This window comes from Marinobacter halotolerans (assembly GCF_008795985.1).
GTDB classification, from domain to species: domain Bacteria; phylum Pseudomonadota; class Gammaproteobacteria; order Pseudomonadales; family Oleiphilaceae; genus Marinobacter; species Marinobacter halotolerans.
Genome location: NZ_VMHP01000001.1, coordinates 907994 through 934183, shown reverse-complemented (window position 1 = coordinate 934183; position 26190 = coordinate 907994). Strand labels below are relative to the sequence as shown.

Here is a 26190-nt window from a genome sequence, read left to right as displayed (position 1 = left end):
GCCCGAAGCAGGTTTCACACGGGTTGAGCACGGAACGAATCAAGTGCGGCACCACTATACCGGAAGCCGCTGAGCACACCAAAGAGCGAATCGTAAACATGGCATCCGAAAACTCCGAATTGCGAAAAGTTGGCCTGAAAGTGACGCTCCCGCGAGTGAAAATCTTCAATATTCTGCAAAACGCAGAAGATGAACATCATTTGAGCGCGGAAGATGTCTACAAGAAGTTGCTTGATCAGGGTGACGATGTCGGGCTTGCCACCGTTTACCGGGTGTTAACGCAGTTTGAGGCCGCCGGCCTAGTGCTTCGGCACAATTTTGAAGGCGGGCACGCTGTCTTTGAGATGGCCGGTGATGATCACCACGACCACATGGTGTGCCTGCAGTCGGGCGAGGTTGTGGAGTTTGTGGATGACGTGATTGAGGAGCGTCAGCAGAAAATCGCTGAGGAGCACGGTTTTGAGCTGGTGGACCACAGCCTGATTCTTTACGTGAAGCCGCTGAATTCAAAATAGGATAAAAAAAGGGGCGGATGATTTATCCGCCCCATGAAGCTCTCAGGATCGAGAGGGGAATAGGTTAAGTCGGTTCAATTATCAGTGATGGGTGGCCTGTCCCTTGCTGAACATTTCCCGAGCGTGGGCAATGGTGTGTTCCGTCATATCTACACCGCCAAGCATTCTGGCCACTTCTGAAATTCTTCCTGTGTCATCAAGGCTTTCAATTTTCGAATAGGTGGCGTCGGATTCGGTGAATTTGCTCACGAACAGATGCTGATGGCACTGGGCTGCCACTTGTGCAAGGTGGGTTACGCACAGCACCTGCCCGTTATCGCCCAGACTGCGCAGCAGTCGGCCGACCACTTCTGCGGTACCGCCACCGATGCCCACGTCTACTTCATCGAACACCAGCGTTGGCGTTGTTGATGTCTGGGCAACAACAACCTGAATCGCCAGGCTGATGCGCGACAGCTCACCACCAGAAGCAACTTTCGCCAGCGGTCGTGCCGGCTGGCCGGGGTTGGCGCTGACCAGAAATTCGATTTCTTCACTACCGTGGGCGGCCGGCTGATTGTCCTTGTTGCGGCTCAGGTGAGTGACAAACTGCACCGAGGGCATGCTCAGCTGGGATAGCTCTTCAGCGATGCGCTGATCAAGGTTGGCTGCCGCCGCCTGCCGCGCTTCCGACAGTTCGCCCGCCAGCCTGTCGAACTCTGCCCGCTGCGCTTCCAGTTCCGCTTCCAGTTTTTCAACGCTGCCTTCTCCGTCGTCCAGTGACGCCAGTTCATCGGTCAGTGACTGGTGCAGTTCCGGCAGGTTTTCCGGCGCAATCCGGTGTTTTCTCGCCATCTGGTAAATCGCACTCAGGCGTTCGTCCACCTCCGCCAGCCTTGCCGGGTCGGCATCGTAGTCGTCCACAAAGTGGCGCAGATTGTCGCCGGCTTCGCTGATCTGGATCTGAGCTTCGTTCAGCATCTGGATGGTATCTGCCAGGGCTGGCACCTCTACGGGAAGTTGTTCCAGCTGCTGTAGCGCCTGGCGAACCAGTGCCGCGGCGCTGGTGTCATCTTCGGTGCATAACATGGTCGCGTTGTGGCAGTTGTGCAGTACCGCTTCGGCGTGGCTGAGTTGTGACTGTTCTTCCTCGAGGGTTTGCTGTTCGTTTTCTTCCAGCGCCAGCCGGTCCAGTTCCTCGACCTGATAGCGCAGCAACTGAATTCTGGCTTCAGCCTCGTCGGCGTTCTGCTGGCGTTCGTGAAGGCGCAGTCGGGTGCTGCTCCAGGTTTTCCAGGCCTGACGGGTGCTTTCGGCCAGGGTTTCAGCGCCGGCGAATTCGTCCAGCAATTTACGGTGGGTGTCTTTCCGCAACAGGGACTGGTGCTGATGCTGGCTGTGAATGTCCATCAGGGTGCTGCCCAGGTCTTTCAGGTGCGTAAGCGGGCAGGGCTGACCGTTGATGTAGGCCCGCGAGCGACCGTCCTTGCTGATCACCCGGCGCAGGATGCAGTCGTTTTCGTCGTCCAGCTCGTGCTCTTCCAGCCATTGGCGGGCTTCGGCAATTCGCGATACGTCGAAGGTGGCGGTGATATCGGCTCGCTTGGCACCATGACGAACCGCACCCGCGTCGGCACGCCCACCCATTGCCAGCCCCAGAGCATCCAGCACGATCGACTTGCCTGCGCCGGTTTCGCCGGTCAGTGCGGTCATGCCGTGGTTGAACTGCAATTCCACCCGCTCTGCGATGGCGTAATTGGATACGGTGAGCTGTGTGAGCATGTGATTGACCTCCGCCCGATGCTAACTACTGGTCGTGTATACAGTACATGTGAATATATACAGTGTTTTTCAGGTTTGCAAATTTAGGGGTCAATTTGTGAAGGAATGAATCTCCTAAAGGTTGAAACCAGAGATAGGGGCCCCATATCGGTTCGCAAACGGTTTTCCCCTGTCCTATTTGCGCAGGGTTCACAGTTATTGCGGCGGGCCGGTTGCCCGCCGATTGAACATTCAGGAGTAGCCATGAGCGCTGACGAGAATCGCAACGAGCAGGTTGACGAAGAGCTGAACGAAGCGGCGGAAGCCGCAGCCGAAGATCAAACCGATGCAGAGGCGGAGAAAAAGGGAGCCGGCAGTGAAGTGGAAGCGCTTCAGGCCAAGGTTGCTGAGTATCAGGAGCAGATGCTTCGCTCCCAGGCCGAAATGCAGAACGTTCGGCGCCGCTCTGAAATTGATGTGGAGAAAGCGCACAAGTTCGCGCTGGAAAAGTTTGTGAAAGAACTTCTGCCTGTTGCCGACAGCCTCGAAAAAGCGGTGGAAAGCACCGAGGGTCATGAGGAAGCAGGGGAAGTGGTTGCCAATATTCGCGAAGGCGTCGAGATGACGCTGACCCTTTTCATGAACAGCCTGAAAAAGTTCAACGTCAAGCAGCTGGACCCGGTGGGCGAGCCGTTTGACCCCCAGCAGCACGAAGCCATGTCGATGGTGTCTGCGCCTGATGCCGAGCCCAACAGCGTGGTGGTCGTGGTGCAGAAGGGCTACACCCTGAACGATCGCCTGGTGCGTCCGGCGATGGTGGTGATTGCAAAAGCCGAGAATGGTCCAAAAGTTGACGAACAGGCTTGAAAAGCTGACTAACGCGCCAATATAGCCATTAAACGGCGGCGCACCGGAATTCCGAGAAATCCCGGAAACGCTTAAGGCCAAGCAGGAATTGAACTGAACAGACGAATTGGAGTGGTTTAGATGAGTAAAATTATTGGTATCGACCTGGGAACGACAAACTCCTGTGTAGCCATCATGGATGGCGACAAGGTCAAGGTTATTGAAAACGCCGAGGGTGATCGCACGACCCCGTCCATTGTGGCGTATACCGAAGACGGTGAAACGCTGGTAGGGCAATCTGCCAAGCGCCAGGCGGTCACCAACCCGAACAACACCCTTTACGCCATCAAGCGTCTGATCGGTCGTCGCTTTGAAGACGACGTGGTCCAGAAAGACATCAAGATGGTGCCCTACAAGATCGCCAAGGCCGACAACGGCGATGCGTGGGTCGAAGTGAAGGGCGAGAAGATGGCGCCGCCGCAGGTGTCTGCGGAAATCATCAAGAAGATGAAGAAGACCGCAGAAGATTATCTGGGCGAGAAAGTCACCGAAGCGGTCATCACCGTTCCGGCCTACTTTAACGATAGCCAGCGTCAGGCCACCAAAGACGCGGGCAAGATCGCCGGTCTGGATGTGAAGCGCATCATCAACGAGCCGACTGCAGCTGCCCTTGCCTATGGCCTGGACAAGAAAAGCGGCGATCGCACCGTAGCCGTATATGACCTGGGCGGTGGTACCTTCGACATCTCCATCATCGAAATTGCCGATGTTGACGGCGAGCACCAGTTCGAAGTGCTGGCGACCAACGGTGACACGTTCCTTGGTGGTGAAGACTTCGACATGAAGCTGATCGAATATCTGGCTGATCAGTTCAAGAAAGACAGCGGCATTGACCTGCGCGGCGATTCACTGGCCATGCAGCGCCTGAAAGAAGCGGCCGAGAAAGCCAAAATCGAGCTTTCCAGCAGCCAGCAGACTGACGTGAATCTGCCCTATGTAACGGCAGATGCCAGCGGTCCCAAGCACATGAATGTGAAAGTGACCCGCGCCAAGCTGGAGTCGCTGGTGGAAGATCTGGTCGAGCGCAGTCTGGCGCCGTGCCGCACCGCGCTGGAAGATTCCGGTGCCAAGATCGGTGAAATCGACGAGGTTATCCTGGTCGGCGGTCAGACCCGCATGCCGATGGTTCAGGAGAAGGTGAAGAACTTCTTCGGTAAAGAAGCACGTAAAGACGTGAACCCGGACGAAGCCGTAGCAATGGGCGCCGCGATTCAGGCAGCCGTTCTGTCCGGCGATGTAAAAGACGTTCTGCTTCTGGACGTAACGCCGCTGACCCTGGGTATCGAAACCATGGGTGGCGTGGCTACACCGCTGATCGACAAGAACACCACGATTCCGACCAAGAAGTCGCAGACCTTCTCGACTGCGGATGATAACCAGTCCGCCGTAACCATCCACGTGGTTCAGGGCGAGCGCAAACAGGCAGCGCAGAACAAGTCACTGGGTCGCTTCGACCTGGCAGACATTCCGCCGGCGCCGCGCGGCACACCGCAGATTGAAGTCACCTTCGACATCGACGCCAACGGTATTCTCAACGTCGCGGCCAAGGACAAGGCAACCGGCAAAGAGCAGTCCATCGTGATCAAGGCGTCTTCAGGTCTGAACGAGGACGAAATCGAGAAGATGGTCCAGGACGCTGAAGCCAACGCCGATGAGGACCGCAAGTTCGAAGAACTGGTTCAGGCCCGCAACCAGGGCGATGCGATGGTCCACACCGTTCGCAAGACCCTGAAAGATGCCGGTGACAAGGTGACCGACAGCGAGAAAGAGTCCATCGAGGCTTCTATCAAGGAGCTCGAAGAGGCGCTGGCCGGGTCCGACAAGGAAGATATCGAAGCCAAGACCCAGAAGCTGACGGAAGCATCTTCCGAGCTGGCCCAGAAGATGTACGCGGATCAGGGCGAACAGGCAGGTGGAGCCGGAGCTGAAGAAGCTCAGGGCGAAGCCGGCAAGAGCGATGATGCCGTGGACGCTGAGTTCGAAGAAGTCAAAGACGACGACAAGCGATAAAAGCTCAGTACATCAGGTAGTTGGAAAACGCGGGGTCGCTCCCGCGTTTTCCTCGTTTTAAAAACAGGGTTTGAAACATGGCCAAGCGCGATTATTACGAGATTCTCGGGGTCGCCCGGGACGCGGATGAAAAAGAGATCAAGCGAGCCTACCGCAAGCTTGCAATGAAGTATCATCCTGACCGGAATCCGGATGACGAAGACGCTGACCACAAGTTCAAGGAAGCCAGCGAAGCCTACGAAGTACTATCCGATTCGTCCAAACGCGGGGCCTACGACCAGTTCGGTCACGCCGGCGTTGATGGCCAGGCCGGCGGCGGCTTCGGCGGTGGTGGTGGAGCCAGCTTCTCCGACATCTTCGGTGACGTGTTTGGTGATATCTTCGGTGGGGGTGGCCGCGGTCGCAACACCCGTGGCGCAGACCTTCGCTACACGCTTGAGCTGGACCTGGAAGAAGCCGTTAAAGGCAAAACCGTGCAGATCCGCATTCCTGGTCACAAGGAATGCGACACCTGCAATGGCAGTGGCGCCGAAAAAGGCTCCACCCCTGAAAACTGCGGCACCTGTGCTGGCATGGGCCAGGTCCGGATGCAGCAGGGCTTCTTTACCGTACAGCAGGCCTGTCCGACCTGCCGTGGTTCTGGCCAGATCATCAAGAATCCGTGTAAAACCTGCCGCGGTGCAGGCCGGGTCACGGAAGAGAAAACGCTTTCCGTTAAAGTACCGCCAGGCGTGGATACCGGCGACCGTATCCGTCTGTCCGGCGAAGGCGAAATGGGCATTGATGGCGGACCGCCCGGGGATCTGTATGTGCAGGTCGCTGTGCGCGAGCACTCCATCTTCACCCGCGATGGTCGCAACCTTTATTGCGAAGTACCTATCAGCATCGTTGACGCGGCACTGGGCGGCGAACTGGAAGTGCCGACCCTGGACGGCCGGGTCAAGCTCAAGATCCCACCGGAAACCCAGACCGGCAAGCTCTTCCGTCTGCGTAACAAGGGCGTCAGCCCGGTGCGTGGCGGTCCGTCCGGCGATCTGTTGTGCCGCGTGATGGTAGAAACCCCGGTCAACCTCACCAAGCGCCAGAAGGAATTGCTTGAAGAGTTCCAGGAGACGCTGGACGGTGGCGACGGCAACCACCACGGACCAAAGAAAAGCTCCTGGTTTGAAGGCGTGAAAAACTTCTTCGACGAAATGAAGTTCTGAGGGAAGACACCATGAGGGTAGCAATCATCGGCGCCGCCGGGCGCATGGGTAAAGTGCTGATCGAAGCCGTTGACGGCACCGAAGGGCTTGAGCTTGGCGCGGCTATTGTTGAGCCGGGCAGCAGCCTCGTCGGTGCTGACGCCGGCGAAATGACCGGCATTGGCAAAACTGGCGTCACCATGGCCGCAAGCCTGGCGGATGTGAAAGATGACTTCGACGTACTGATCGACTTCACCTTTCCGGACCTGACCCTGGAAAATGCCGAATTCTGCAAAACCAATGGCAAGATGATCGTGATCGGCACCACCGGCCTGACCGACGCCGAAAAAGAGCAACTGGCCGTGGCTGCAGAATCCACCCCCGTGGTGTTTGCGCCCAACATGAGCGTTGGCGTCAACGTCACCCTCAACCTGCTGCGCACCGCCGCAGCGGCGTTGGGTGACGACTACGACGTGGAAATCATCGAAGCCCACCACCGCCACAAGAAAGACGCGCCGTCCGGCACGGCGCTGCGCATGGGCGAAGTGGTTGCGGATGCCCTGGGCCGTGATCTGAAAGAATGCGCGGTCTATGGCCGCGAAGGCTTTACCGGTGAGCGCACCCGCAAGGAGATTGGTTTTGAAACCATTCGTGCAGGGGACGTGGTCGGTGATCACACCGTTCTGTTCGCCACTGAAGGCGAGCGTATCGAGATTACCCATAAGGCTAGTAGTCGGATGACGTTTGCCAAGGGCGCCATGCGGGCCGCTTTGTGGCTTGAGGGTAAGGCTGCGGGGCTTTATGACATGCAGGATGTTTTGAGTCTGAAGTAGGTTTTCTTGCTTGAGGTGCCGGATTACGCGGCTGGTGCCGCTAATCCGACCTACAGGAAGGCAACTCGGAGGCGGGTGGGTGAGATCTTCTTCCGGGAATGTCGGAGGCCATGGATGGCCGGAGATCAAGCGCACATGGACCTGCTTGTAGCGTTTCCCGGAAGAAGATCTCGCCCACCTGCCGGTGTATCGGCCACCACCAGGCCCAGGCGTTAAACCCAATTCAGCGTGGACACAAACTGCCGTATTTCGTACAATAAGGCGGTTTAACTGCACCAAGCGTATCATCGAAAAGTTTTTAAAAAGCGGGACCGGGTTTTCACTCAGTCTCGCTTTTTTGCAACCTGAATTTGCGCTTGCGTTCCCGTTCGTGACGAACCTGTACGCCACTCGATGAGGATACAAGCCTTGAGTACACCAGCCATTCTAGCGCTCGAAGACGGAAGCCTGTTTTACGGCACCGCCATCGGAGCTGAAGGGGAGACCAGTGGAGAGGTGGTATTCAATACCGCCATGACCGGTTACCAGGAAATCCTGACCGACCCCTCCTATTCCCGCCAGATCGTAACCCTCACCTACCCGCACATCGGCAACACCGGCGTCAACGAAGAAGATATTGAGTCAGACCGGGTACAGGCCGCGGGCCTGGTGATTCGCGACCTGCCGCTGATGGTCAGCAGCTGGCGCAGTAAGGGTTCCCTGAAAGATTACCTCCAGCGCAACAACATCGTCGGCATTGCCGACATCGACACCCGCCGCCTGACCCGCATTCTGCGGGATAAAGGCTCCCAGAACGGTGCGGTTGTTGCGGGCGAGGGCGTAACCGCCGAACGGGCCCTGGAGCTGGCAAAGGCTTTCCCCGGCCTGAAAGGTATGGACCTGGCAAAAGAGGTCACCAGCAACAAAACCTGGACCTGGAGCCAGAGCGAGTGGAGCATTGAGAACGGTTACGGCGAACGAACCGAAGCAAAGTTCAAGGTCGTGGCATGGGACTATGGCGTCAAGCTGAACATCCTGCGGATGCTGGCTGGGCGCAATTGCGACATCACTGTCGTGCCGGCCCAGACCCCCGCGTCCGAAGTGCTGGCGATGAAACCGGACGGCATCTTTCTGTCCAATGGCCCGGGTGATCCCGAACCCTGCGATTACGCCATTACCGCCATTCGTGAAGTGTTGGAAACCGACATCCCGGTGTTCGGCATCTGCCTGGGTCATCAGTTGCTGGCGCTGGCCAGCGGCGCGAAATCCGTAAAGATGGGGCACGGCCACCACGGCGCCAACCACCCGGTGCAGGACCTGGCGGACGGAACCGTCATGATTACCAGCCAGAACCACGGTTTCGCGGTTGATGAAGACAGCTTGCCAGACAACCTGGTGGCAACCCACAAATCGCTGTTTGATGGCTCGCTGCAGGGTATTCGCCGCACCGACAAGCCGGCCTACAGTTTTCAGGGTCACCCGGAAGCCAGTCCCGGTCCCCATGATGTGGCGCCACTGTTTGATGAATTTATCCGCCTGATGGAGGCACGTTGATGCCAAAGCGTACCGACATTAAAAGCATTCTGATCCTGGGCGCGGGTCCCATTGTGATCGGGCAGGCGTGCGAGTTTGACTACTCTGGGGCTCAGGCCTGCAAGGCCCTGCGGGAAGAGGGCTACCGGGTGATTCTGGTGAACTCCAACCCGGCCACCATCATGACCGACCCGGTCATGGCCGACGCCACCTATATTGAGCCCATTACCTGGAAGACCGTTGCCAAGATCATCGAGAAAGAAAAGCCGGATGCCCTGCTGCCCACGATGGGCGGCCAGACCGCACTGAACTGCGCGCTGGAGCTGGAAAAGCAGGGCGTGCTGGAAAAGCACGGTGTGGAAATGATCGGAGCCAACGCCGACACCATCGATAAAGCCGAGGACCGCGACCGCTTCGACAAGGCCATGAAGAAAATAGGGCTGGAGTGTCCCAAGGCCAACTTCGCCCATTCCATGGCGGAAGCCTGGAAGGTTGCTGACGAGATCGGTTTCCCCTGTATTATCCGCCCGTCCTTCACCATGGGCGGCTCCGGCGGTGGTATCGCTTATAACCGCGACGAGTTCGAGGAAATCTGTACCCGCGGTCTGGACCTGTCGCCTTCCAATGAGCTGTTGATCGACGAGTCGCTGATCGGCTGGAAAGAATACGAGATGGAAGTTGTTCGGGATAAGAACGACAACTGCATCATTGTCTGCGCCATCGAAAACTTCGACGCCATGGGCGTGCATACCGGTGATTCCATCACCGTAGCCCCGGCTCAGACCCTGACCGACAAGGAATACCAGATCATGCGGAACGCCTCCCTGGCGGTTCTGCGTGAAATCGGTGTGGAAACCGGCGGCTCCAACGTCCAGTTTGGTGTGAACCCGGACAACGGCCGCGTGGTGGTCATCGAGATGAATCCGCGGGTGTCCCGCTCGTCCGCTCTGGCCTCCAAGGCCACCGGTTTCCCGATTGCCAAGGTCGCCGCCAAGCTGGCGGTGGGCTATACCCTGGATGAGTTGCGCAACGAAATTACCGGCGGCGTTACCCCGGCCTCGTTCGAGCCCAGCATCGACTATGTAGTCACCAAGATCCCCAGGTTCACCTTCGAGAAATTCCCTCAGGCCGACGCCCGCCTGACCACCCAGATGAAATCGGTGGGCGAGGTGATGGCCATTGGTCGCACCTTCCAGGAATCCCTTCAGAAAGCCATGCGTGGCCTGGAAGTGGGCTCCGACGGGTTCGAGGAAAAGGTAGACCTGAACACCACGGACGGCCAGGAAACCCTGATACAGGAAATGAATGTGCCGGGTGCCGAGCGCCTCTGGTACATCGGGGACGCCTTCCGCTCCGGCATGACCGTGGACGAAGTTTTTCGCAATACCCACGTGGACCCCTGGTACCTGGTGCAGATCGAGGATCTGATCAAGGAAGAGCAGGCGCTGAAATCCGCGGGTAAAGCGGATATCGATCGCGATACCCTGTTCCGCCTCAAGCGTAAGGGCTTTTCTGACGCTCGCCTGGCGAAGCTGCTGGGCATTTCCGAAGTAAGCATGCGTAAGCTGCGGCACGACCTGGATATTCGTCCGGTCTACAAGCGGGTGGATACCTGTGCGGCAGAGTTCGCATCCTCTACGGCCTATATGTACTCCTCCTACGAGGAAGAGTGCGAGGCTGATGTGTCTGATCGCGAGAAGATCGTAGTGATTGGCGGCGGCCCTAACCGTATCGGCCAGGGCATCGAGTTCGACTACTGCTGTGTGCATGCCGCGCTCGCCATGCGCGACGATGGTTACGAAACCATCATGATCAACTGTAACCCGGAAACCGTCTCGACCGACTACGACACCTCGGACCGTCTCTATTTTGAGCCGATCACCCTGGAAGACGTGCTGGAAATCATCCACATCGAGAAGCCTAAAGGGGTGATCGTGCAGTACGGTGGCCAGACCCCGCTGAAACTGGCCCGGGGCCTGGAAGCGGCGGGGGTGCCCATCATCGGTACCAGCCCAGACGCCATTGACCGTGCCGAAGACCGTGAGCGGTTCCAGCAGATGATCACCCGCCTGGGCCTGTTGCAGCCGGATAACGCGACTGTTCGCAGCCACGAGGAAGGCATTGTCGCGGCTCGGGAGATCGGCTACCCGCTGGTGGTTCGTCCGTCCTACGTGCTGGGCGGCCGGGCCATGGAAATCGTTTACGACGAGGAAGAACTGGTGCGCTACATGCGCAGCGCTGTCCTTGTCTCCAATGACAGTCCGGTGCTGCTGGATCACTTCCTCAACGCGGCCATCGAGGTGGATATCGACGCTATCAGCGACGGTGAAACCGTGGTGATTGGTGGCATCATGCAGCACATTGAACAGGCCGGTGTGCATTCCGGTGACTCCGCCTGCTCGCTGCCGCCCTACAGTCTGCCCAAGGCGGTACAGGACGAGATGCGCGAGGCCGTGAAGAAAATGGCCATCGAGCTTGAGGTTGTCGGCCTGATGAACGTCCAGCTGGCCTGGCAGGGTGACAAGATCTACGTAATCGAGGTGAACCCGCGGGCCTCGCGCACGGTGCCGTTTGTGTCCAAGGCCATCGGTGTGTCCCTGGCCAAGGTTGCCGCACGGGCCATGGCGGGGAAATCCCTCGTCGAGCAAGGATTCACGGAAGAAGTCGTGCCGACCTACTATTCTGTTAAAGAGTCGGTCTTCCCGTTCAACAAGTTCCCGGCGGTGGACCCGATTCTGGGGCCGGAAATGAAATCCACCGGCGAGGTCATGGGTATTGGCGACAGCTTCGACGAAGCCTTTGCCAAGGCGGCACTGGCCTCCGGTGAGCGTCTGCCGGCCCAGGGCACAGCGTTCATGTCCGTCCGGGATGTGGACAAGCCCGGCGCGGCCAGCGTTGCCCAGGATCTGGTGGATGCCGGCTTCAGGCTGATTGCCACCACCGGAACGGCGAAAGCGCTGCGGGATGCGGGTATCGAAGTCCAGCGGGTGAACAAAGTCCGTGAGGGCAGGCCGCATATTGTGGATGCCATCAAGAATGGCCAGGTCCAGCTGATTATCAACACCACTGAAGGTCGCAAGGCCATTGCCGATTCGGCACAGATCCGTCAGTCGGCGTTGCAGACCAAAGTAACCTATACAACCACACTGGCAGGCGGTGAAGCTTTCTGCCGGGCCATCAAGTTCGGCCCCGAGCGCACTGTACGCCGCCTCCAGGACCTTCATTCAGGGAAGTAATATCATGGCTGACAGAGTACCAATGACCGTCGAAGGCGAAGCGAGCCTTCGCGCAGAGCTGAAGAAGCTGAAATCCGAAGACCGTCCTCGTGTGATTGCGGCGATTTCCGATGCCCGCGAGCACGGCGATCTGAAAGAGAACGCCGAATACCATGCCGCGCGGGAGCAGCAGAGCTTTATCGAAGGCCGTATTCAGGAAATCGAAAGCAAGCTGTCGGCGGCCCAGGTGATCGACGTGCATACCATCGAAAACACCGGCAAGGTGATTTTTGGTACCACGGTTCATCTGCTGAACGTGGAAACGGACGAGCAGGTGGTCTACAAGATCGTTGGCGAAGATGAGGCGGATATCAAGGCGGGAAAACTGTCGATCGCCTCGCCGATTGCCCGGGCGCTGGTCGGCAAAAGCGAAGACGACGTGGTTGCTATCCGCATACCCTCCGGCACGGTTGAGTATGAGATTGAGAAGGTGGAGCACATCTGAGGCGGCAGCCCGGGTGTGTCATTCTGAAAAGCCGGCCGGGTGTCCCGCCGGCTTTTTGTTTGATCAGGCGTCGGATTATGCCCGCCCGCTTTTCTCGCGCAGCAGGTTGGACAGTTTTGGATTGGGCTTCTTGGCCCGGCGCATGATGACGGCAATCTTGCCGATGGTCTGGATGAGTTCCGCTCCTGAAGCCTCGCACAGTGCGTTGATTGCCTCCTGGCGGACTTCCCGGTCCTGGCTTGCCACCTTGACCTTGATGAGCTCATGATCGTTCAGCGCACGCTCAAGCTCTTCCTGCAGCCCTTCGGTCAGACCTTTGTCGCCGACGATAATGACCGGTTTCAGATTATGGGCAATGCCCCGGTATTCCCGGCGCTGTTCCGGTGAAAGGCTCATGATGGGCTCTCTTGGATGGGTTCTTTCAATGAATGCGATTAAAAAATCGTCAGCGGCTTTATCGCTGCCGATTCGGTAAACTGCAATTGTATCAGATCAATCAGGAGGTGACATTTGGCCCGCTCCAAAACCAGTGACCGCTGGCTCAAGGAACATTTTGACGATGTGTGGGTCAAAAAGTCGCGGGAGGATGGCTATCGTTCCCGGGCGAGTTACAAGCTGATCGAGCTGGACAAAAAAGACAGGATCTTCCGTCCAGGCCAGGTTGTAGTGGATCTGGGTGCCGCGCCGGGGGGCTGGTCGCAGGTCGCCGTTGAGCGGGTAGGAGACCAGGGTGCTGTCATTGCCAGCGACATACTGGGAATGGACGCCATCGCCGGTGTGGACTTCGTTCGGGGTGATTTCACCGAGCAGGCAGTGCTTGATGAGTTGCTTGGTTTGCTGGGCGATCGCCAGGCAGACGTTGTAATTTCAGATATGGCGCCCAATATGAGTGGTATGGCGGCGGTGGATATTCCCACTGCCATGGGGCTGGTGGAACTGGCGCTGGATATGGCGTGTCAGGTACTGAAGCCCGGTGGTGTTTTTGCTGCCAAAGTGTTTCAGGGTGAGGGGTTTGAAAGCCTGCTTTCTGAGATGCGCAAGAGCTTTACAACCGTTGTTAGCAGAAAACCGGATTCGTCCCGGGCCCGTTCCCGCGAGATCTATCAGGTTTGTAAGGGATTCAAAGGCTGACGTCCTTCCCAAGGGTTGGGCCAGTTGTGGTGAGCAGACGTATATTTGGTGTATGGTGACAACAAAGGGTTTCTTCTCTCGAAGCGGCTCTTCAATTCACAGGTGATGATCCTTGAACGATATGGCAAAAAATCTGGTTCTTTGGCTAATTATAGCTGCTGTACTATTGATGGTTTTTCAGAACTTTACTCCGACCACCAATGCCCAGCAGGTCAACTATTCGCAGTTCGTTCAAATGGTGCAGGACGGCCAGGTAAGCCGTGTCACCATCGACGGACTTGAAATTCAGGGCACGCGTGGCGATGGCTCGCAGTTCCAGACGGTGCGTCCGCAAGTGTCGGACAACAAGCTGATGGACGATCTGCTGGCCAACAACGTCGAGGTGATCGGTAAGGAGCCAGAGCGTCAGTCGTTATGGACCCAGTTGCTGGTTGCTGCCTTCCCGATACTGATCATCATTGCGCTGTTCGTATTCTTCATGCGGCAGATGCAGGGCGGTGGCGGCGGCAAAGGCCCCATGTCCTTTGGCAAGAGCAAAGCCAAGCTGATGAGCGAGGACCAGATCAAGACCACCTTCGGTGACGTGGCCGGTGTTGATGAGGCCAAGGAAGACGTCAAGGAGCTGGTGGATTTCCTTCGGGATCCCAGCAAGTTCCAGCGTCTTGGCGGCAGCATTCCCAAGGGGGTGCTGATGGTGGGTCAGCCCGGTACTGGTAAGACCCTGCTGGCGAAAGCCATTGCCGGCGAAGCCAAGGTGCCCTTCTTTTCCATTTCCGGCTCCGATTTCGTCGAGATGTTCGTGGGCGTGGGCGCTTCCCGGGTTCGCGATATGTTCGAGCAGGCCAAGAAGCAGAGCCCCTGTATCATCTTCATAGACGAGATTGACGCTGTTGGCGGCCGTCGTGGAAACGGTATGGGCGGCGGTCATGATGAGCGTGAGCAGACGCTGAATGCGCTGCTGGTGGAAATGGACGGGTTTGAAGGCAACGAGGGCGTTATCGTCATCGCGGCCACCAACCGCCCGGATGTTCTTGACCCTGCGCTGCTGCGCCCTGGCCGTTTCGACCGTCAGGTTGTCGTTGGTCTGCCGGACATCATCGGCCGTGAGCAGATTCTGAAAGTACACATGAAGAAAGTGCCGCTGGCCGATGGCGTTGAGCCAAAGCTGATTGCCCGCGGTACGCCCGGCTTCTCCGGCGCCGATCTGGCAAACCTGGTAAACGAGGCTGCCCTGTTTGCGGCCCGTCGTAACCAGCGCCTGGTCTCCATGGAAGAGTTTGAGCTCGCCAAAGACAAGATCATGATGGGCGCCGAGCGCAAGTCCATGGTCATGAGCGAAAAAGAGAAGCGCAACACCGCTTATCATGAGTCCGGCCACGCGATCGTGGGCCGTCTGGTCCCAGAACATGATCCTGTCTATAAGGTCAGCATCATTCCCAGGGGGCGTGCGCTGGGTGTCACTATGTTCCTCCCTGAAGAGGACAAGTATAGTCATAGCAAGCGCTTCCTGATCAGCTCGATCTGCAGTCTGTTCGGTGGCCGTATCGCTGAAGAACTGACCCTTGGCGTTGACGGCGTGACCACCGGTGCCTCCAACGACATCGAAAGGGCCACCAGCCTGGCCCGTAACATGGTGACCAAGTGGGGCCTGTCCGAAAAGCTGGGGCCGTTGCAGTACGACAACGAAGAACAGGGTGGGTATTTTGGTGCTCCGCAAGCGCCGACTCACTCACCGGAAACGGCCCAGCTGATCGATGAGGAAATTCGGGACATCATCGACAGCTGCTATGAGAAAGCCAAACAGCTGTTGATCGATAACCGCGACAAGCTCGATATGATGGCCGAGGCCCTGATGAAGTACGAAACCATCGACCGTCACCAGATTGATGACATCATGGAAGGTCGTGTCCCGAGACCGCCGAAAGGCTGGGGTGACAATGGTCCGTCAGGTGGTGTGACCTCTGATCAGCCGGAGCAGGAATCGGCTCCGAAAAGCTCGGACGACGGGCGTCAGCCTGACATCGGCCGCCCGGCTGGCGAGCACTGATCGAGCGCTGATGAGTGGCGCGGTGACCTTTAAAAGGCCGCGCCCGGAAGCTTGTAGAAACTACGCCGTCCCTCCCGGGGCAGCGTTTCTTTTTGTATCAGACGGACAATAAGATGCGCATGAATTTTGCCGGTAGAACCCTGGATATGGCCGCCTGCCATGTGATGGGCGTGCTGAACGTAACACCGGATTCGTTTTCCGATGGCGGCCGGTTTAACCAGATCGATTCCGCATTGGCCCGGGCCAGGGAAATCGTGGCCGATGGCGCCGCGTTTATTGATGTCGGGGGCGAGTCAACCCGGCCTGGCGCTACACCGGTGCCCCTGCAGGAAGAGCTGGACCGGGTGTGTCCGGTGGTAGAGGCTATCGCCCGGGAACTGGATGTCGTTGTGTCGGTGGATACCAGCGCGCCGGAAGTCATGAGAGAAGCCGTCGCCCTTGGTGCCGGGCTGATCAATGACGTGCGGGCGCTGCAGCGCCCTGGTGCGCCGGAAGAGATGGGCCGCACGGATGTGCCGGTGTGTATCATGCACATCCAGGGCGAGCCGGAACACATGCAGGATAATCCCAGTTACCGCAACGTCCTGCAGGATGTTTCGTCCTTTCTGACTGAGCGTCTGCGGGTTGTAGAGGCGGCGGGTGTCCGGTCAGACCGGATCATACTGGATCCGGGGTTCGGGTTTGGTAAGACGGTTCAGCACAATTTTCAGCTGTTGAGCGCACTGGAACAGCTCAAGCAGCTGGGCCACCCGATACTGGCCGGGATGTCCAGAAAAAGCATGCTGGGTCACGTGACCGGACGCGATGTCGGTGAGCGCTTGTCCGCAAGCGTCGCAGCCGCGACAATAGCAGCATTAAAAGGGGTATCGATTGTTCGTGCCCATGATGTCAGGGAAACGGTTGATGCCGTGAAAGTGGTTGCGGCAATGGAGGAGGCCGGTCGATGAGCGACAAGAAATATTTTGGTACAGACGGAATTCGTGGACGGGTCGGGACATATCCGATCACGCCGGAATTTATGCTACGTCTGGGGTGGGCCGCCGGGCAGGCGTTCAAACGTGACGGTCAGCGCAACAGTGTGCTGATCGGAAAGGACACACGGTTGTCGGGGTATATGTTTGAGTCGGCGCTGGAGTCGGGGCTGTCGGCCGCGGGCGTAGACGTGAAGCTGCTCGGCCCGATGCCGACGCCGGCCATCGCCTACCTGACGCGAACTTTCCGGGCCTCGGCCGGTATTGTCATTAGTGCGTCGCACAATCCCCACGAAGACAATGGCATCAAGTTTTTCTCGCCGGAAGGTACCAAGCTTGACGATGCGCTGGAGCTGGAGATCGAGCGCTGGCTGGATCAGCCAATGGAGGTTTGCGATGCCGAGGAGCTGGGTAAGGCATCACGAATCGACGATGCGCCCGGGCGTTACGTTGAGTTCTGCAAAAGCACCGTCCCTAATTCGTTTTCACTGGAAGGACTGCACCTGGTGCTCGATTGTGCCCATGGCGCCACTTACCATGTAGCTCCCAAGGTGTTCCGTGAACTTGGCGCCCGCATCTCCCTGGTGGGGTCCGATCCGGACGGGCTGAATATCAATCTCAATGTCGGCTCCACCCATATGGAGTCCCTGAGCAAGGCGGTGGTGGCAAAAGGCGCCGACATGGGCATTGCTTTCGACGGCGACGGCGACCGGGTGCTGATGGTGGACCGCGACGGTTCGGAAGTGGATGGCGACGAGCTGCTGTATATCATCGCGTCACAGCGCCATGCGGCGGGCACGCTGAACGGTGGCGTGGTGGGAACACTGATGACCAACCTGGGGGTTGAGTTGGCGCTGCTTGAGCAGGGTATCGAGTTCGAGCGTGCCAAAGTGGGCGATCGCTATGTCATGGAGCAGCTGGTCCAGCGCAACTGGCTGGTAGGCGGCGAAGGTTCCGGTCATATGGTGATTCGCGATTGCACCAGCACCGGTGACGGCATTGTCTCTGCGCTACAGGTTTTGCTGGCACTTGACCGCGCTGGCAAGTCCCTTTCAGATGTGCGCGCTGGCATGAGCAAACTGCCACAGAAAATGATCAATGTGCGGGTGGATACCCGCTTTGATCCGCTTCAGCGCAGCGATATCCAGTTGGCGATTCGCAAAGCCGAGGAGAAACTCGGTGGCAGTGGCCGGATACTTTTGAGGGCATCCGGTACCGAGCCGCTGATCCGGGTGATGGCGGAAGGCCAGGACGAGTCAGAAATTACGCAAGTGGCTGAAGCCCTTGCCATTGTTGTGGAAAATTCCAGGGCCTGAGGTGAAGGCGCCGCAGTTGTCTGCATCAGGTGTCTGCTGTATAGTTCGCCATCCTTTGGGCTCCCCCTGATTCCCTGTTAGCGCAGGACAGTTGCAGAGGTCGGTATGCGCCAGAAGATCGTAGCTGGAAACTGGAAAATGAACGGGTCCAAGGCGCTGGTTCAGCAGCTGACGTCCCGGATCGGGTCAGAGATGGCCTCGCTTGAAAACGGTGTCGGGCTTGTTATTATTCCGCCTGCGCTTTACGTGCCGGGAGTGGTTGAATCCTCCAGCGCCGGTTTCGGGGTCGGTGTCCAGAATATTGCCTGCTGGGAGTCCGGTGCTTACACCGGTGAAATCTCTGCCGCCATGGCGATCGATATCGGCTGTGCCTATACCCTGGTTGGCCATTCCGAGCGCCGTCAGCTGTTCGCAGAGACAGACGAGCAGATTGCCGCGAAGGTGGAGCAGGCTGTGAATGCCGGGTTGACCGTTATTCTCTGTGTTGGCGAAACCCTGGAGCAAAGGGATGCCGGCACCGCCGAGCGGGTAGTCTCGGCGCAGGTCAGAGCCGGGCTGGCGAATGTGTCTGACGATCAGTGGCCAAATGTCGTGGTCGCTTATGAGCCAGTATGGGCCATTGGCACGGGCAAGACAGCGACCGCAGAGGATGCTCAGGCCATGCACGTTGCCATCAGGCGGGAGCTGAAATCGATAGGTGCGCCCGCGGATAACGTATCGATACTTTACGGCGGCAGTGTAAAAGCGGATAATGCGCCCGCTCTGTTTGCACAGCCCGATATCGACGGTGGTCTGATTGGCGGTGCGTCGTTGAAAGCAGATGAATTTATGAGTATTTGCCGGGCGGTGCCGGGCGGGTACTGAAGCCTTGAAGATATCAAGAATGATTCGAGAGTCGTTATGGATTGGGTAGAAACACTGGTTGTCGTAGTACACGTAGTGATCGCCGTTGCACTGGTGGGTCTTGTTCTGATCCAGCAGGGTAAAGGTGCGGACGCTGGCGCGGCATTTGGTGGCGGCGCCTCTCAAACTGTGTTTGGCAGCCAGGGCAGTGGCAGTTTTCTGACCCGCGCCACAACGCTGCTGGCCATTGTGTTTTTTGTAACAAGTTTTTCGCTCGCGCTTTTCGCCAAGCAGCGTGCCGAGGTAGCTGGTGAAGCCGGCATTCCTCAGGTGCAGCAGCCGGCAGCGCAAGAGTCGGCCCCGGCAGACGCCGGAGCGGAAGGCGAGAGTGAGTCCGAGGGCGGGGAAGGCAATGCGCTCCCCGACCTTGAGTAAGGTTGCTGCCCGGGTGGTGGAACTGGTAGACACGCTATCTTGAGGGGGTAGTGGCGAAAGCCGTGCCGGTTCGAGTCCGGCCCCGGGCACCATTTTTGAAGTAAGTTTTGAAGAAAGCGGCCTGGATCTTCCAGGCCGTTTTTCTGTGGTCAGTCCTTGACCAGAAAGGCGGTCATCTCTATACTCCGCCGATTATTGGAGTGGGTTAGACGCAGTTGTTTGCGCCCCATTTCTGACAGGCCAGGTGTCTGTCAGCAGAAGACGTTGTTTGAGGGTTTGTCTTCTGCGAGTTCTTGCAACAAAGAGCCCCGGTTTTATGGGGCTTTTTGATTAAGGGGCCTGGCGCATCAGGTCCTGGTGCATAAAAAGGGCTGATAAACAGCCCTTTTTTTGTTTTTGGGTTTCAAAAAAGTTTCGAAAATACGCAGCGGAGACGTCAAAGCCTTGTCAGCAAAGTTGAAACAGCTGGAAGAAATGCTCAGGCCGGTCGTGGAAGGGCTCGGGTACGAATTCTGGGGCATTGAATATCGCTCCCAGGGGCAACATTCATTATTGAGACTGTTTATCGACCATGCCGAAAACGGCATAGGCATCGAGGACTGCGAATCCGTCAGTCGTCAGGCCAGTGGTGTGATGGATGTCGAAGATCCGATCCAGACCGAGTACACCCTTGAGGTGTCGTCACCGGGCATGGATCGTCCGCTGTTTCGTCTTGATCAGTACGAGGCATTTGCTGGTCACCAGGTTCAGCTCAGGCTGAGAATGGCCTTTGAGGGGCGTCGCAAGTTTCAGGGCCTGATCAAGGGAATCGAAGGTGACGATGTTGTTCTGTTGGTGGATGACCACGAGTATCTGCTTCCATTCGACAGCATTGAAAAAGCCAACATAGTTCCCGTTTTTGAATAGGGTCGCAGACGCATTTCGAACAAGTCAGAAGACGCAATGTATACATTTAAGGGCAGGGCAATCCGATGAGTAAAGAGATTTTGCTGGTGGTTGAATCCGTCTCGAACGAGAAGGGAGTCGAGAAGGATGTCATCTTTGAAGCCATTGAGCTGGCACTAGCCACCGCTGCCAAAAAACGCTACGACGACGAGGAAGCGGATATCCGCGTGTCGATTGATCGTCGTACCGGCGAATACGAGACGTTCCGTCGCTGGCTGGTGGTTGATAACGACGCGGTTCCGGCTCTGGGTACCGAGTTGACGCTGCAGGAAGCGGAAGAGATCGATCCCGCTCTGAAGCCGGGTGACATGTATGAGGAAAAGGTCGAATCCGTGTCGTTCGGGCGCATTGGCGCCCAGGCTGCCAAGCAGATTATTTTTCAGAAGGTCCGCGAGGCTGAGCGCACCAAGATTGTCGACAGCTATCGTGACCGGGTTGGCGAGCTGGTATCCGGTACCGTAAAGAAAGTGACACGGGATAACGTCATCGTGGATCTGGGTGCCAATGCCGAAGCGCTGCTGCCCCGTGAACACCTGATCCCGCGGGAAACCTTCCGCATGGGCGACCGGGTTCGCTCCCTGCTGCAGGAAATTCGCACGGATCATCGTGGCCCACAGTTGATCCTCAGCCGTACCGACTCGCAGATGCTGATCGAGCTGTTCCGCATCGAGGTTCCAGAAATTGCCGAGGAGCTGATCGAGATCCGTGGCGCTGCCCGTGACCCGGGCTCCCGCGCAAAGATTGCGGTCAAGACCAACGATCGCCGGATTGATCCAGTGGGTGCCTGTGTGGGTATGCGCGGTTCACGGGTTCAGGCAGTATCCAACGAACTCGGCGGTGAGCGTGTTGACATCGTGCTGTGGGACGACAATCCCGCCCAGCTGGTCATCAACGCCATGGCACCTGCCGAAGTGGCGTCCATCGTGATGGACGAAGACCGTCACACCATGGAAGTGGCGGTTGCCGAGGATAATCTGGCCCAGGCTATCGGCCGCAACGGCCAGAACGTGCGTCTGGCAACAGAGCTGACTGGCTGGACCCTGAACGTGATGACCGAGGAAGAAGCCGGTGAGCGTCAGGAGCAGGAATACAATTCATTGCTGGAGCATTTCACCGGCAATCTGGACGTGGACGAGGAATTCGCCGGCGTTCTGATCGAGGAAGGCTTCACTTCCATTGAGGAGGTGGCGTACATCCCCATGGATGAGATGCTCGCAATCGAAGGCTTTGACGAAGAGACCGTGACCGAACTGCGCCGCCGCGCCAAGGATGCCCTGTTGAACCAGGCCCTGGCCAGCGAAGAGGCGCTTGAGGGTGCCGAGCCAGCCGAAGATCTTCTGGCAATGGACGGCATGGAGCGTGGCCTGGCATTCAAGCTTGCCGGGATGGGAGTTCGTACCATGGAAGATCTCGCCGAGCAGTCGGTGGATGATCTGATGGACATTGAAGGTATGGAAGAAGAACGCGCCGGACAGCTGATTATGACGGCGCGCGCACCCTGGTTTGAAGACCAGGCCTAATCGGGAGGAGGACCAGTATGGCTGATGTAACGGTAAAACAACTGGCCGCAGATATAGACGCTCCCGTGGATCGTTTGCTGCGACAGATCGTGGAGGCTGGCCTGAAAGCCCGCTCCGAGGCAGATTCTGTCACAAGTGATGAAAAGCAACAGTTGCTGACTTATCTGAGAAAGAACCACGGAGAGAGTGAGGCTGAGCCGAAAAAGATCACTCTCAAGCGCAAAACGACCACCACGCTGAAAGCGGGTCGTGCCAAGACAGTGAACGTAGAGGTGCGCAAGCGTCGCACCTACGTCAAGCGTGCCGAAGTCGAGCCGGAAGCCGCCAAGCCGGAAGAAACACCGGTTCCGGAAGCGCCGGAAGAAGAGGTAAAACCGGTTGCGGCCGAGGCGCCACAGGACGAAGCTCCGAAGCAGGAAGCGGCCGAGCCGCAAACACCGGTAGCCGAAGAAAAACCTGCGGCAGAGGAAAAAACCGAGGCGAAGCCGTCGAAGAAGGCTGCCGAGCCGGAGCCGTCCATTCCGGCGCCGGAAGATATGCCGATACCGCCACCTGAAGAAGGTGAAGGTAAAGACCGCAAGGCCAAGAAGAAGAAAGAGAAAGAAAAGGCCCGCAGCCGTGGCGACGAGCCGGAAGAAGGCAAGCCGAAGAAGAAGTCTGCAGGCCATCGCGGTCCGCGCAACCGTCCGGTGGACGAGCCCCTCGTTATCAATGAGGAAGAGGAAGACACCACGCTGCGCAAGCCGCTTCGCGCCAAAAAGAAACCCAAAGAAAAGCGTCATGCTTTCGAGAGGCCGACCAAGCCAATGGTACGAGAAGTCGATATTCCTGAAACGATCACTGTTGGTGATCTTGCCCAGCGGATGGCAGTCAAGTCCGCAGACGTCATCAAGAAACTGATGGGCATGGGGGTAATGGCGACAATCAACCAGGCGCTCGACCAGGAAACCGCCGTACTGGTGACCGAAGAACTGGGCCACAAGCCCAACACGGTCAGCGAAGATGCGTTCGAGGAAGAGGTTCTGAGCGAGTTTGTCTTCGAAGGCAAAGAAAGAACCAAGCGTGCGCCGGTCGTCAGTGTGATGGGTCACGTTGACCATGGTAAGACGTCACTGCTGGATTACATTCGCCGCACCAAAGTAGCGTCTGGCGAGTCGGGTGGTATTACCCAGCACATCGGCGCCTATCACGTGAAAACCGACCACGGCATGGTGTCATTCCTGGATACCCCGGGCCACGCGGCCTTTACGGCGATGCGTGCCCGTGGTGCCCAATGCACCGATATCGTCATCCTGGTTGTGGCAGCCGATGACGGTGTAATGCCGCAGACCAAAGAGGCGGTCGAGCATGCCCGCTCTGCTGGCGTCCCCATCGTTGTTGCCATCAACAAGATAGACAAGGAAGGTGCTGACCCTGAGAAGATCAAGGGCGAGCTGGCGGGTCTTGAAGTGATTCCGGAAGAATACGGCGGTGATGTTCAGTTTATTCCGGTGTCGGCTCATACCGGTGAAGGCATCGATAACTTGATTGAGGCATTGCTGCTGCAGGCCGAAATCCTTGAACTTGAAGCGTCTCCTGATGCACCTGCCAAGGGTGTGGTTGTGGAATCCAGCCTGGAACGCGGTCGTGGCTCTGTAGCGACGGTACTGGTTCAGAACGGTACCCTGCGCCAGGGCGAGATGGTCGTTGCCGGTGGTTTCTTCGGCAAGATCCGCGCGATGACTGACGAGGCAGGCAAGCAGGTCAAAGAAGCCGGGCCGTCCATTCCGGTGGAGATCCTCGGTCTGAACGGCACACCGAACGCCGGAGACGAGTTCTTTGCGGTGGCTGACGAGAAGAAGGCCAAAGAGCTGGCGGAATTCCGTCAGGCCCGTGAACGGGAGCAGCGTCTGCACCGTCAGCAGGCGGCCAAGCTCGAGAACCTGTTCGAGAATATGGGCAAGGACGAGGTCAAGACCCTCAACGTGGTTCTGAAAACCGACGTTCGCGGTTCTCTGGAAGCCATCACCAAGTCGCTCAAGGATCTGGGCAACGACGAGGTACAGGTGAAGATCGTGTCCTCCGGTGTTGGCGGTATTGCCGAAACCGACGTCAGCCTGGCGATGGCAACCAACGCGGTTATCTTCGGCTTCAATGTGCGGGCCGATACCGCTTCCAAGCGTCTGGTGGAACAGGAAGGTCTGGATTTGCGCTACTACAGCATCATCTACAACCTGATTGATGATGTGAAGGCCGCCCTGACCGGCATGCTGGCACCCGAGTTCCGCGAGGATATCGTGGGTATTGCCGATGTGCGTGACGTGTTCCGTTCGCCGAAATTCGGCCAGGTGGCCGGTTGTATGGTGATTGAGGGTAATGTCTACCGTAACAAGCCCATCCGTGTTCTGCGGGACAACGTGGTGATCTTTGAAGGCGAGCTGGAATCCCTGCGTCGCTTCAAGGACGACGTACCGGAAGTCCGTAACGGCATGGAGTGTGGTATCGGCGTTAAAGGCTACGACGTGAAGGTCGGTGACCAGATCGAAGTATTCGACCGCGTCCGGGTTGAGCGCAAGCTCGAATCGACGGGGGCGTAAATGCCAAAAGAGTTTAGCCGTATTGATCGCATCGGCGATCAGATGCAGCGGGAGCTGGCCCAGCTCATCCAGCGGGAAGTCAAAGACCCGCGGGTGGGTATGGTCACGGTCAATGCCGTCAAGGTGAGCCGTGATCTGGGCTATGCAGACGTCTACGTGTCGCTGCTGACCACTGAAGAACTGACCGAGAGTTCGCCACAGGTGCAGGACTCGCTGTCGGTGCTGAACAAGGCCGCCGGTTTCCTGAAAGGGCAGGTCGGCCGTGCCATGAAGCTGCGGGTAACCCCGCAGCTCAGGTTTCATTTCGATGCACTGCTTAACCATAGCCGGCATATGGACAATCTGATCCGGGAAGCGGTGGGCGACAAGCCCGCCGTCTCCGGTGAAGACAGTGACCAGAACGATCCGGAGAAAGACGTTTGAGCCGTCGTCGCAAGGGACGGGACGTCAACGGTATCCTGGTGATCGACAAACCCATGGATATCACCTCCAACGGTATCCTGCAGCAGGTCAAGCGTCTGTTTGGTGCCGCCAAGGCGGGCCACACCGGTGCGCTGGACCCCCTGGCAACCGGTGTTCTTCCGTTGTGTTTTGGGGAGGCCACCAAGTTTTCCCAGATGATGCTGGACAGCGACAAGTCCTACATCGCCACGGCAAAGTTGGGAGTGCGCACGGAAACCGGAGACAGTGAAGGCGCTGTCGTCGAGGAAAAGCCGGTACCCGCCGGCCTCACGCCCGAGAATCTTGAACCTGTGCTGGAGCGCTTTCGCGGCGATATCCAGCAGGTTCCCTCCATGTATTCCGCGCTCAAGCACAAAGGCCGTCCGCTCTATGAGTACGCGCGGGAAGGTATTGAAGTGGAGCGTCCTGCCCGGCCGGTAACCATCTATGAGCTGTCCCTGGTTGAACTGCGCGACGACGAGATGGACATCGCGGTCAGTTGTACCAAAGGCACCTATATTCGTTCGCTGGTCGAGGATATTGGCGAGGCGCTGGGTTGTGGTGCCCATGTGACGGCATTGCGCCGCACCATGGCGTCCGGGTTCACTTTGGCGGACGCCCGTCAGGTACCGGATCTGGAGCAGATGCGTGAACAGGGCGAGAGCCTGGATGGCTTGCTGGTAGCGCCCGATGCGGCCCTTTCCATGTTTCCGGAGCAGCGCCTGGAGGGCCAGTCACTGGTGTCGATATTGAACGGACAACCAGTTAGAATAGCCGGTCAGCTTGATGAAGGTTTTATTCGTCTGTATGGCGATAAAGGCTTTGTCGGGCTGGCGGAAAAATTCCCGGAAGGCGAGGCCACCAAACTGGTGCCGCGCCGACTGGTGAAGAGCGGCTGACAGTGTGGAGAACGCTGTTGCCTATTAGCCGGGCTGTAGAGATGCGCGGTTCGGCTGGACATTTATAGCATCGCGACAATGAGGTGAGTTATGGCTCTTTCGGCCGAAGAAAAAGCACAGATTGTTAAGGACTTTCAGCAAGGTGAAGGCGATACAGGTTCCCCTGAAGTTCAGGTTGCCCTGTTGAGCCACAACATCAACAAGCTGCAGGATCACTTCAAGACCAATAAGCAGGATCACCATTCCCGCCGCGGTCTGATCCGGATGGTAAACCAGCGTCGTAAGCTGCTTGATTACCTGAAGCGCAAGAACGCAGACCGCTACCTGGAGCTGATCCAGCGTCTGAGCCTGCGTCGCTAGTTTGATTGTTCTTGACGACCGGTGGGGCATTAGCCTCGCCGGTTGTGCTTTTCTGCATCGTGTCTGTCAGTGAACTCTGGAAGTACTCCCTGTCGTATTGGAAAGTTGAAATTGATAGCAGGTTGTTGAAAAGCCCGGCTGGCAAAGTATAAAACGGCCAGTGCCCGGGGTTTTGCAACAGCCTGTTAGCTTTCGGACAGGTTGCTCTCTGGTTCATCTGGGACGGATGCAAAAACAGACAGTCCGCATGGGCGGCTGCTCTGAGTCTACTGGACAGTTGAAATCA

Annotated in this window: 22 protein-coding genes and 1 tRNA gene; 21 read left to right on the top strand and 2 right to left on the bottom strand. The window is 57.7% G+C overall.

Features of this window, described 5'->3' with window-relative positions:
* Positions 1 to 98: 98 nt before the first annotated feature.
* Positions 99 to 515 carry a ferric iron uptake transcriptional regulator gene (fur, locus tag FPL19_RS04375; protein ID WP_150912392.1) on the top strand — a complete coding sequence of 139 codons (417 nt, stop codon included), beginning with the start codon at positions 99 to 101 and terminating at the stop codon, positions 513 to 515.
* An 81-nt stretch (positions 516 to 596) separates the two neighbouring features.
* Here fur and recN read toward each other — a convergent pair whose 3' ends face one another.
* The gene (recN, locus tag FPL19_RS04370) at positions 597 to 2276 is read right to left on the bottom strand and encodes a DNA repair protein RecN (protein WP_150910962.1); all 1680 of its coding nucleotides are present in this window, start codon (positions 2274 to 2276) and stop codon (positions 597 to 599) included.
* 243 nt (positions 2277 to 2519) lie between these two features.
* Between recN and grpE the strand changes: the two genes are divergently transcribed.
* From grpE to greA, 7 genes are all read left to right on the top strand, one after another.
* Complete coding sequence (grpE, locus tag FPL19_RS04365) at positions 2520 to 3122, top strand: nucleotide exchange factor GrpE (RefSeq protein ID WP_150910960.1); 603 nt, start codon at positions 2520 to 2522, stop codon at positions 3120 to 3122.
* A 120-nt stretch (positions 3123 to 3242) separates the two neighbouring features.
* Positions 3243 to 5171: a molecular chaperone DnaK gene (gene dnaK, locus FPL19_RS04360; RefSeq protein WP_150910958.1), complete on the top strand. Its 1929-nt coding sequence runs from the start codon at positions 3243 to 3245 to the stop codon at positions 5169 to 5171.
* Between the two features lie 77 nt (positions 5172 to 5248).
* Positions 5249 to 6376 (top strand): molecular chaperone DnaJ, encoded by a 1128-nt coding sequence (dnaJ, locus tag FPL19_RS04355; protein ID WP_150910956.1) that lies wholly within the window; start codon positions 5249 to 5251, stop codon positions 6374 to 6376.
* Positions 6377 to 6387: 11 nt separating this feature from the next.
* On the top strand, positions 6388 to 7188 hold the full coding sequence (gene dapB, locus FPL19_RS04350) for a 4-hydroxy-tetrahydrodipicolinate reductase (protein ID WP_150910954.1): 801 nt from the start codon (positions 6388 to 6390) through the stop codon (positions 7186 to 7188).
* A gap of 408 nt (positions 7189 to 7596) precedes the next feature.
* Positions 7597 to 8721, top strand: a complete 1125-nt coding sequence (gene carA, locus FPL19_RS04345) for a glutamine-hydrolyzing carbamoyl-phosphate synthase small subunit (protein ID WP_150910952.1) — start codon at positions 7597 to 7599, stop codon at positions 8719 to 8721.
* On the top strand, positions 8721 to 11936 hold the full coding sequence (carB, locus tag FPL19_RS04340; RefSeq protein ID WP_150910950.1) for a carbamoyl-phosphate synthase large subunit: 3216 nt from the start codon (positions 8721 to 8723) through the stop codon (positions 11934 to 11936). Before carA ends, carB begins: the two co-directional genes overlap by 1 nt.
* 4 nt (positions 11937 to 11940) lie before the next feature.
* Positions 11941 to 12420 carry a transcription elongation factor GreA gene (greA, locus tag FPL19_RS04335; RefSeq protein ID WP_150910948.1) on the top strand — a complete coding sequence of 160 codons (480 nt, stop codon included), beginning with the start codon at positions 11941 to 11943 and terminating at the stop codon, positions 12418 to 12420.
* Between the two features lie 75 nt (positions 12421 to 12495).
* On the opposite strand, the gene yhbY is transcribed toward greA, so the two are convergent.
* Positions 12496 to 12816, bottom strand: a complete 321-nt coding sequence (gene yhbY / locus FPL19_RS04330; protein WP_150910946.1) for a ribosome assembly RNA-binding protein YhbY — start codon at positions 12814 to 12816, stop codon at positions 12496 to 12498.
* A gap of 114 nt (positions 12817 to 12930) precedes the next feature.
* Between yhbY and rlmE the strand changes: the two genes are divergently transcribed.
* The 13 genes from rlmE (at position 12931) to rpsO (ending at position 25904) form a co-directional block, all read left to right on the top strand.
* A complete protein-coding gene (gene rlmE, locus FPL19_RS04325) occupies positions 12931 to 13551 on the top strand; it encodes a 23S rRNA (uridine(2552)-2'-O)-methyltransferase RlmE (protein WP_150910944.1) in 621 nt (206 codons plus the stop codon).
* Between the two features lie 112 nt (positions 13552 to 13663).
* Entirely contained in the window at positions 13664 to 15598 is a 1935-nt protein-coding gene (gene ftsH / locus FPL19_RS04320; protein ID WP_263656783.1) for an ATP-dependent zinc metalloprotease FtsH, read from the top strand.
* A 113-nt stretch (positions 15599 to 15711) separates the two neighbouring features.
* The gene (folP, locus tag FPL19_RS04315) at positions 15712 to 16545 is read left to right on the top strand and encodes a dihydropteroate synthase (RefSeq protein ID WP_150910942.1); all 834 of its coding nucleotides are present in this window, start codon (positions 15712 to 15714) and stop codon (positions 16543 to 16545) included.
* Complete coding sequence (glmM, locus tag FPL19_RS04310) at positions 16542 to 17885, top strand: phosphoglucosamine mutase (protein ID WP_150910940.1); 1344 nt, start codon at positions 16542 to 16544, stop codon at positions 17883 to 17885. Before folP ends, glmM begins: the two co-directional genes overlap by 4 nt.
* A gap of 105 nt (positions 17886 to 17990) precedes the next feature.
* Positions 17991 to 18749, top strand: a complete 759-nt coding sequence (gene tpiA, locus FPL19_RS04305) for a triose-phosphate isomerase (protein ID WP_150910938.1) — start codon at positions 17991 to 17993, stop codon at positions 18747 to 18749.
* Between the two features lie 36 nt (positions 18750 to 18785).
* Positions 18786 to 19163 (top strand): preprotein translocase subunit SecG, encoded by a 378-nt coding sequence (gene secG, locus FPL19_RS04300; protein WP_150910936.1) that lies wholly within the window; start codon positions 18786 to 18788, stop codon positions 19161 to 19163.
* A gap of 7 nt (positions 19164 to 19170) precedes the next feature.
* A tRNA-Leu gene (locus tag FPL19_RS04295) sits at positions 19171 to 19255 on the top strand.
* A 352-nt stretch (positions 19256 to 19607) separates the two neighbouring features.
* Positions 19608 to 20069, top strand: a complete 462-nt coding sequence (rimP, locus tag FPL19_RS04290) for a ribosome maturation factor RimP (RefSeq protein ID WP_150910934.1) — start codon at positions 19608 to 19610, stop codon at positions 20067 to 20069.
* Positions 20070 to 20134: 65 nt separating this feature from the next.
* A complete protein-coding gene (gene nusA / locus FPL19_RS04285) occupies positions 20135 to 21628 on the top strand; it encodes a transcription termination factor NusA (protein ID WP_150910932.1) in 1494 nt (497 codons plus the stop codon).
* 17 nt (positions 21629 to 21645) lie between these two features.
* On the top strand, positions 21646 to 24204 hold the full coding sequence (gene infB, locus FPL19_RS04280; protein WP_150910930.1) for a translation initiation factor IF-2: 2559 nt from the start codon (positions 21646 to 21648) through the stop codon (positions 24202 to 24204).
* A complete protein-coding gene (gene rbfA, locus FPL19_RS04275) occupies positions 24205 to 24627 on the top strand; it encodes a 30S ribosome-binding factor RbfA (protein ID WP_150910928.1) in 423 nt (140 codons plus the stop codon).
* Positions 24624 to 25544 (top strand): tRNA pseudouridine(55) synthase TruB, encoded by a 921-nt coding sequence (gene truB / locus FPL19_RS04270; protein ID WP_150910926.1) that lies wholly within the window; start codon positions 24624 to 24626, stop codon positions 25542 to 25544. The genes rbfA and truB overlap by 4 nt, the downstream gene beginning before the upstream one ends.
* A 90-nt stretch (positions 25545 to 25634) precedes the next feature.
* Entirely contained in the window at positions 25635 to 25904 is a 270-nt protein-coding gene (gene rpsO, locus FPL19_RS04265) for a 30S ribosomal protein S15 (RefSeq protein ID WP_150910924.1), read from the top strand.
* The last annotated feature ends 286 nt before the right edge of the window (positions 25905 to 26190 follow it).

Bases quoted from the DNA above. Each gene is read 5' to 3' on its own strand.
- fur (WP_150912392.1), top strand. From the start codon at position 99: ATGGCATCCGAAAACTCCGAATTGCGAAAAGTTGGCCTGAAAGTGACG.
- recN (WP_150910962.1), bottom strand. From the start codon at position 2,276: ATGCTCACACAGCTCACCGTATCCAATTACGCCATCGCAGAGCGGGTG.
- grpE (WP_150910960.1), top strand. From the start codon at position 2,520: ATGAGCGCTGACGAGAATCGCAACGAGCAGGTTGACGAAGAGCTGAAC.
- dnaK (WP_150910958.1), top strand. From the start codon at position 3,243: ATGAGTAAAATTATTGGTATCGACCTGGGAACGACAAACTCCTGTGTA.
- dnaJ (WP_150910956.1), top strand. From the start codon at position 5,249: ATGGCCAAGCGCGATTATTACGAGATTCTCGGGGTCGCCCGGGACGCG.
- dapB (WP_150910954.1), top strand. From the start codon at position 6,388: ATGAGGGTAGCAATCATCGGCGCCGCCGGGCGCATGGGTAAAGTGCTG.
- carB (WP_150910950.1), top strand. From the start codon at position 8,721: ATGCCAAAGCGTACCGACATTAAAAGCATTCTGATCCTGGGCGCGGGT.
- greA (WP_150910948.1), top strand. From the start codon at position 11,941: ATGGCTGACAGAGTACCAATGACCGTCGAAGGCGAAGCGAGCCTTCGC.
- yhbY (WP_150910946.1), bottom strand. From the start codon at position 12,816: ATGAGCCTTTCACCGGAACAGCGCCGGGAATACCGGGGCATTGCCCAT.
- folP (WP_150910942.1), top strand. From the start codon at position 15,712: ATGCGCATGAATTTTGCCGGTAGAACCCTGGATATGGCCGCCTGCCAT.
- glmM (WP_150910940.1), top strand. From the start codon at position 16,542: ATGAGCGACAAGAAATATTTTGGTACAGACGGAATTCGTGGACGGGTC.
- tpiA (WP_150910938.1), top strand. From the start codon at position 17,991: ATGCGCCAGAAGATCGTAGCTGGAAACTGGAAAATGAACGGGTCCAAG.
- secG (WP_150910936.1), top strand. From the start codon at position 18,786: ATGGATTGGGTAGAAACACTGGTTGTCGTAGTACACGTAGTGATCGCC.
- nusA (WP_150910932.1), top strand. From the start codon at position 20,135: ATGAGTAAAGAGATTTTGCTGGTGGTTGAATCCGTCTCGAACGAGAAG.
- infB (WP_150910930.1), top strand. From the start codon at position 21,646: ATGGCTGATGTAACGGTAAAACAACTGGCCGCAGATATAGACGCTCCC.
- rbfA (WP_150910928.1), top strand. From the start codon at position 24,205: ATGCCAAAAGAGTTTAGCCGTATTGATCGCATCGGCGATCAGATGCAG.
- rpsO (WP_150910924.1), top strand. From the start codon at position 25,635: ATGGCTCTTTCGGCCGAAGAAAAAGCACAGATTGTTAAGGACTTTCAG.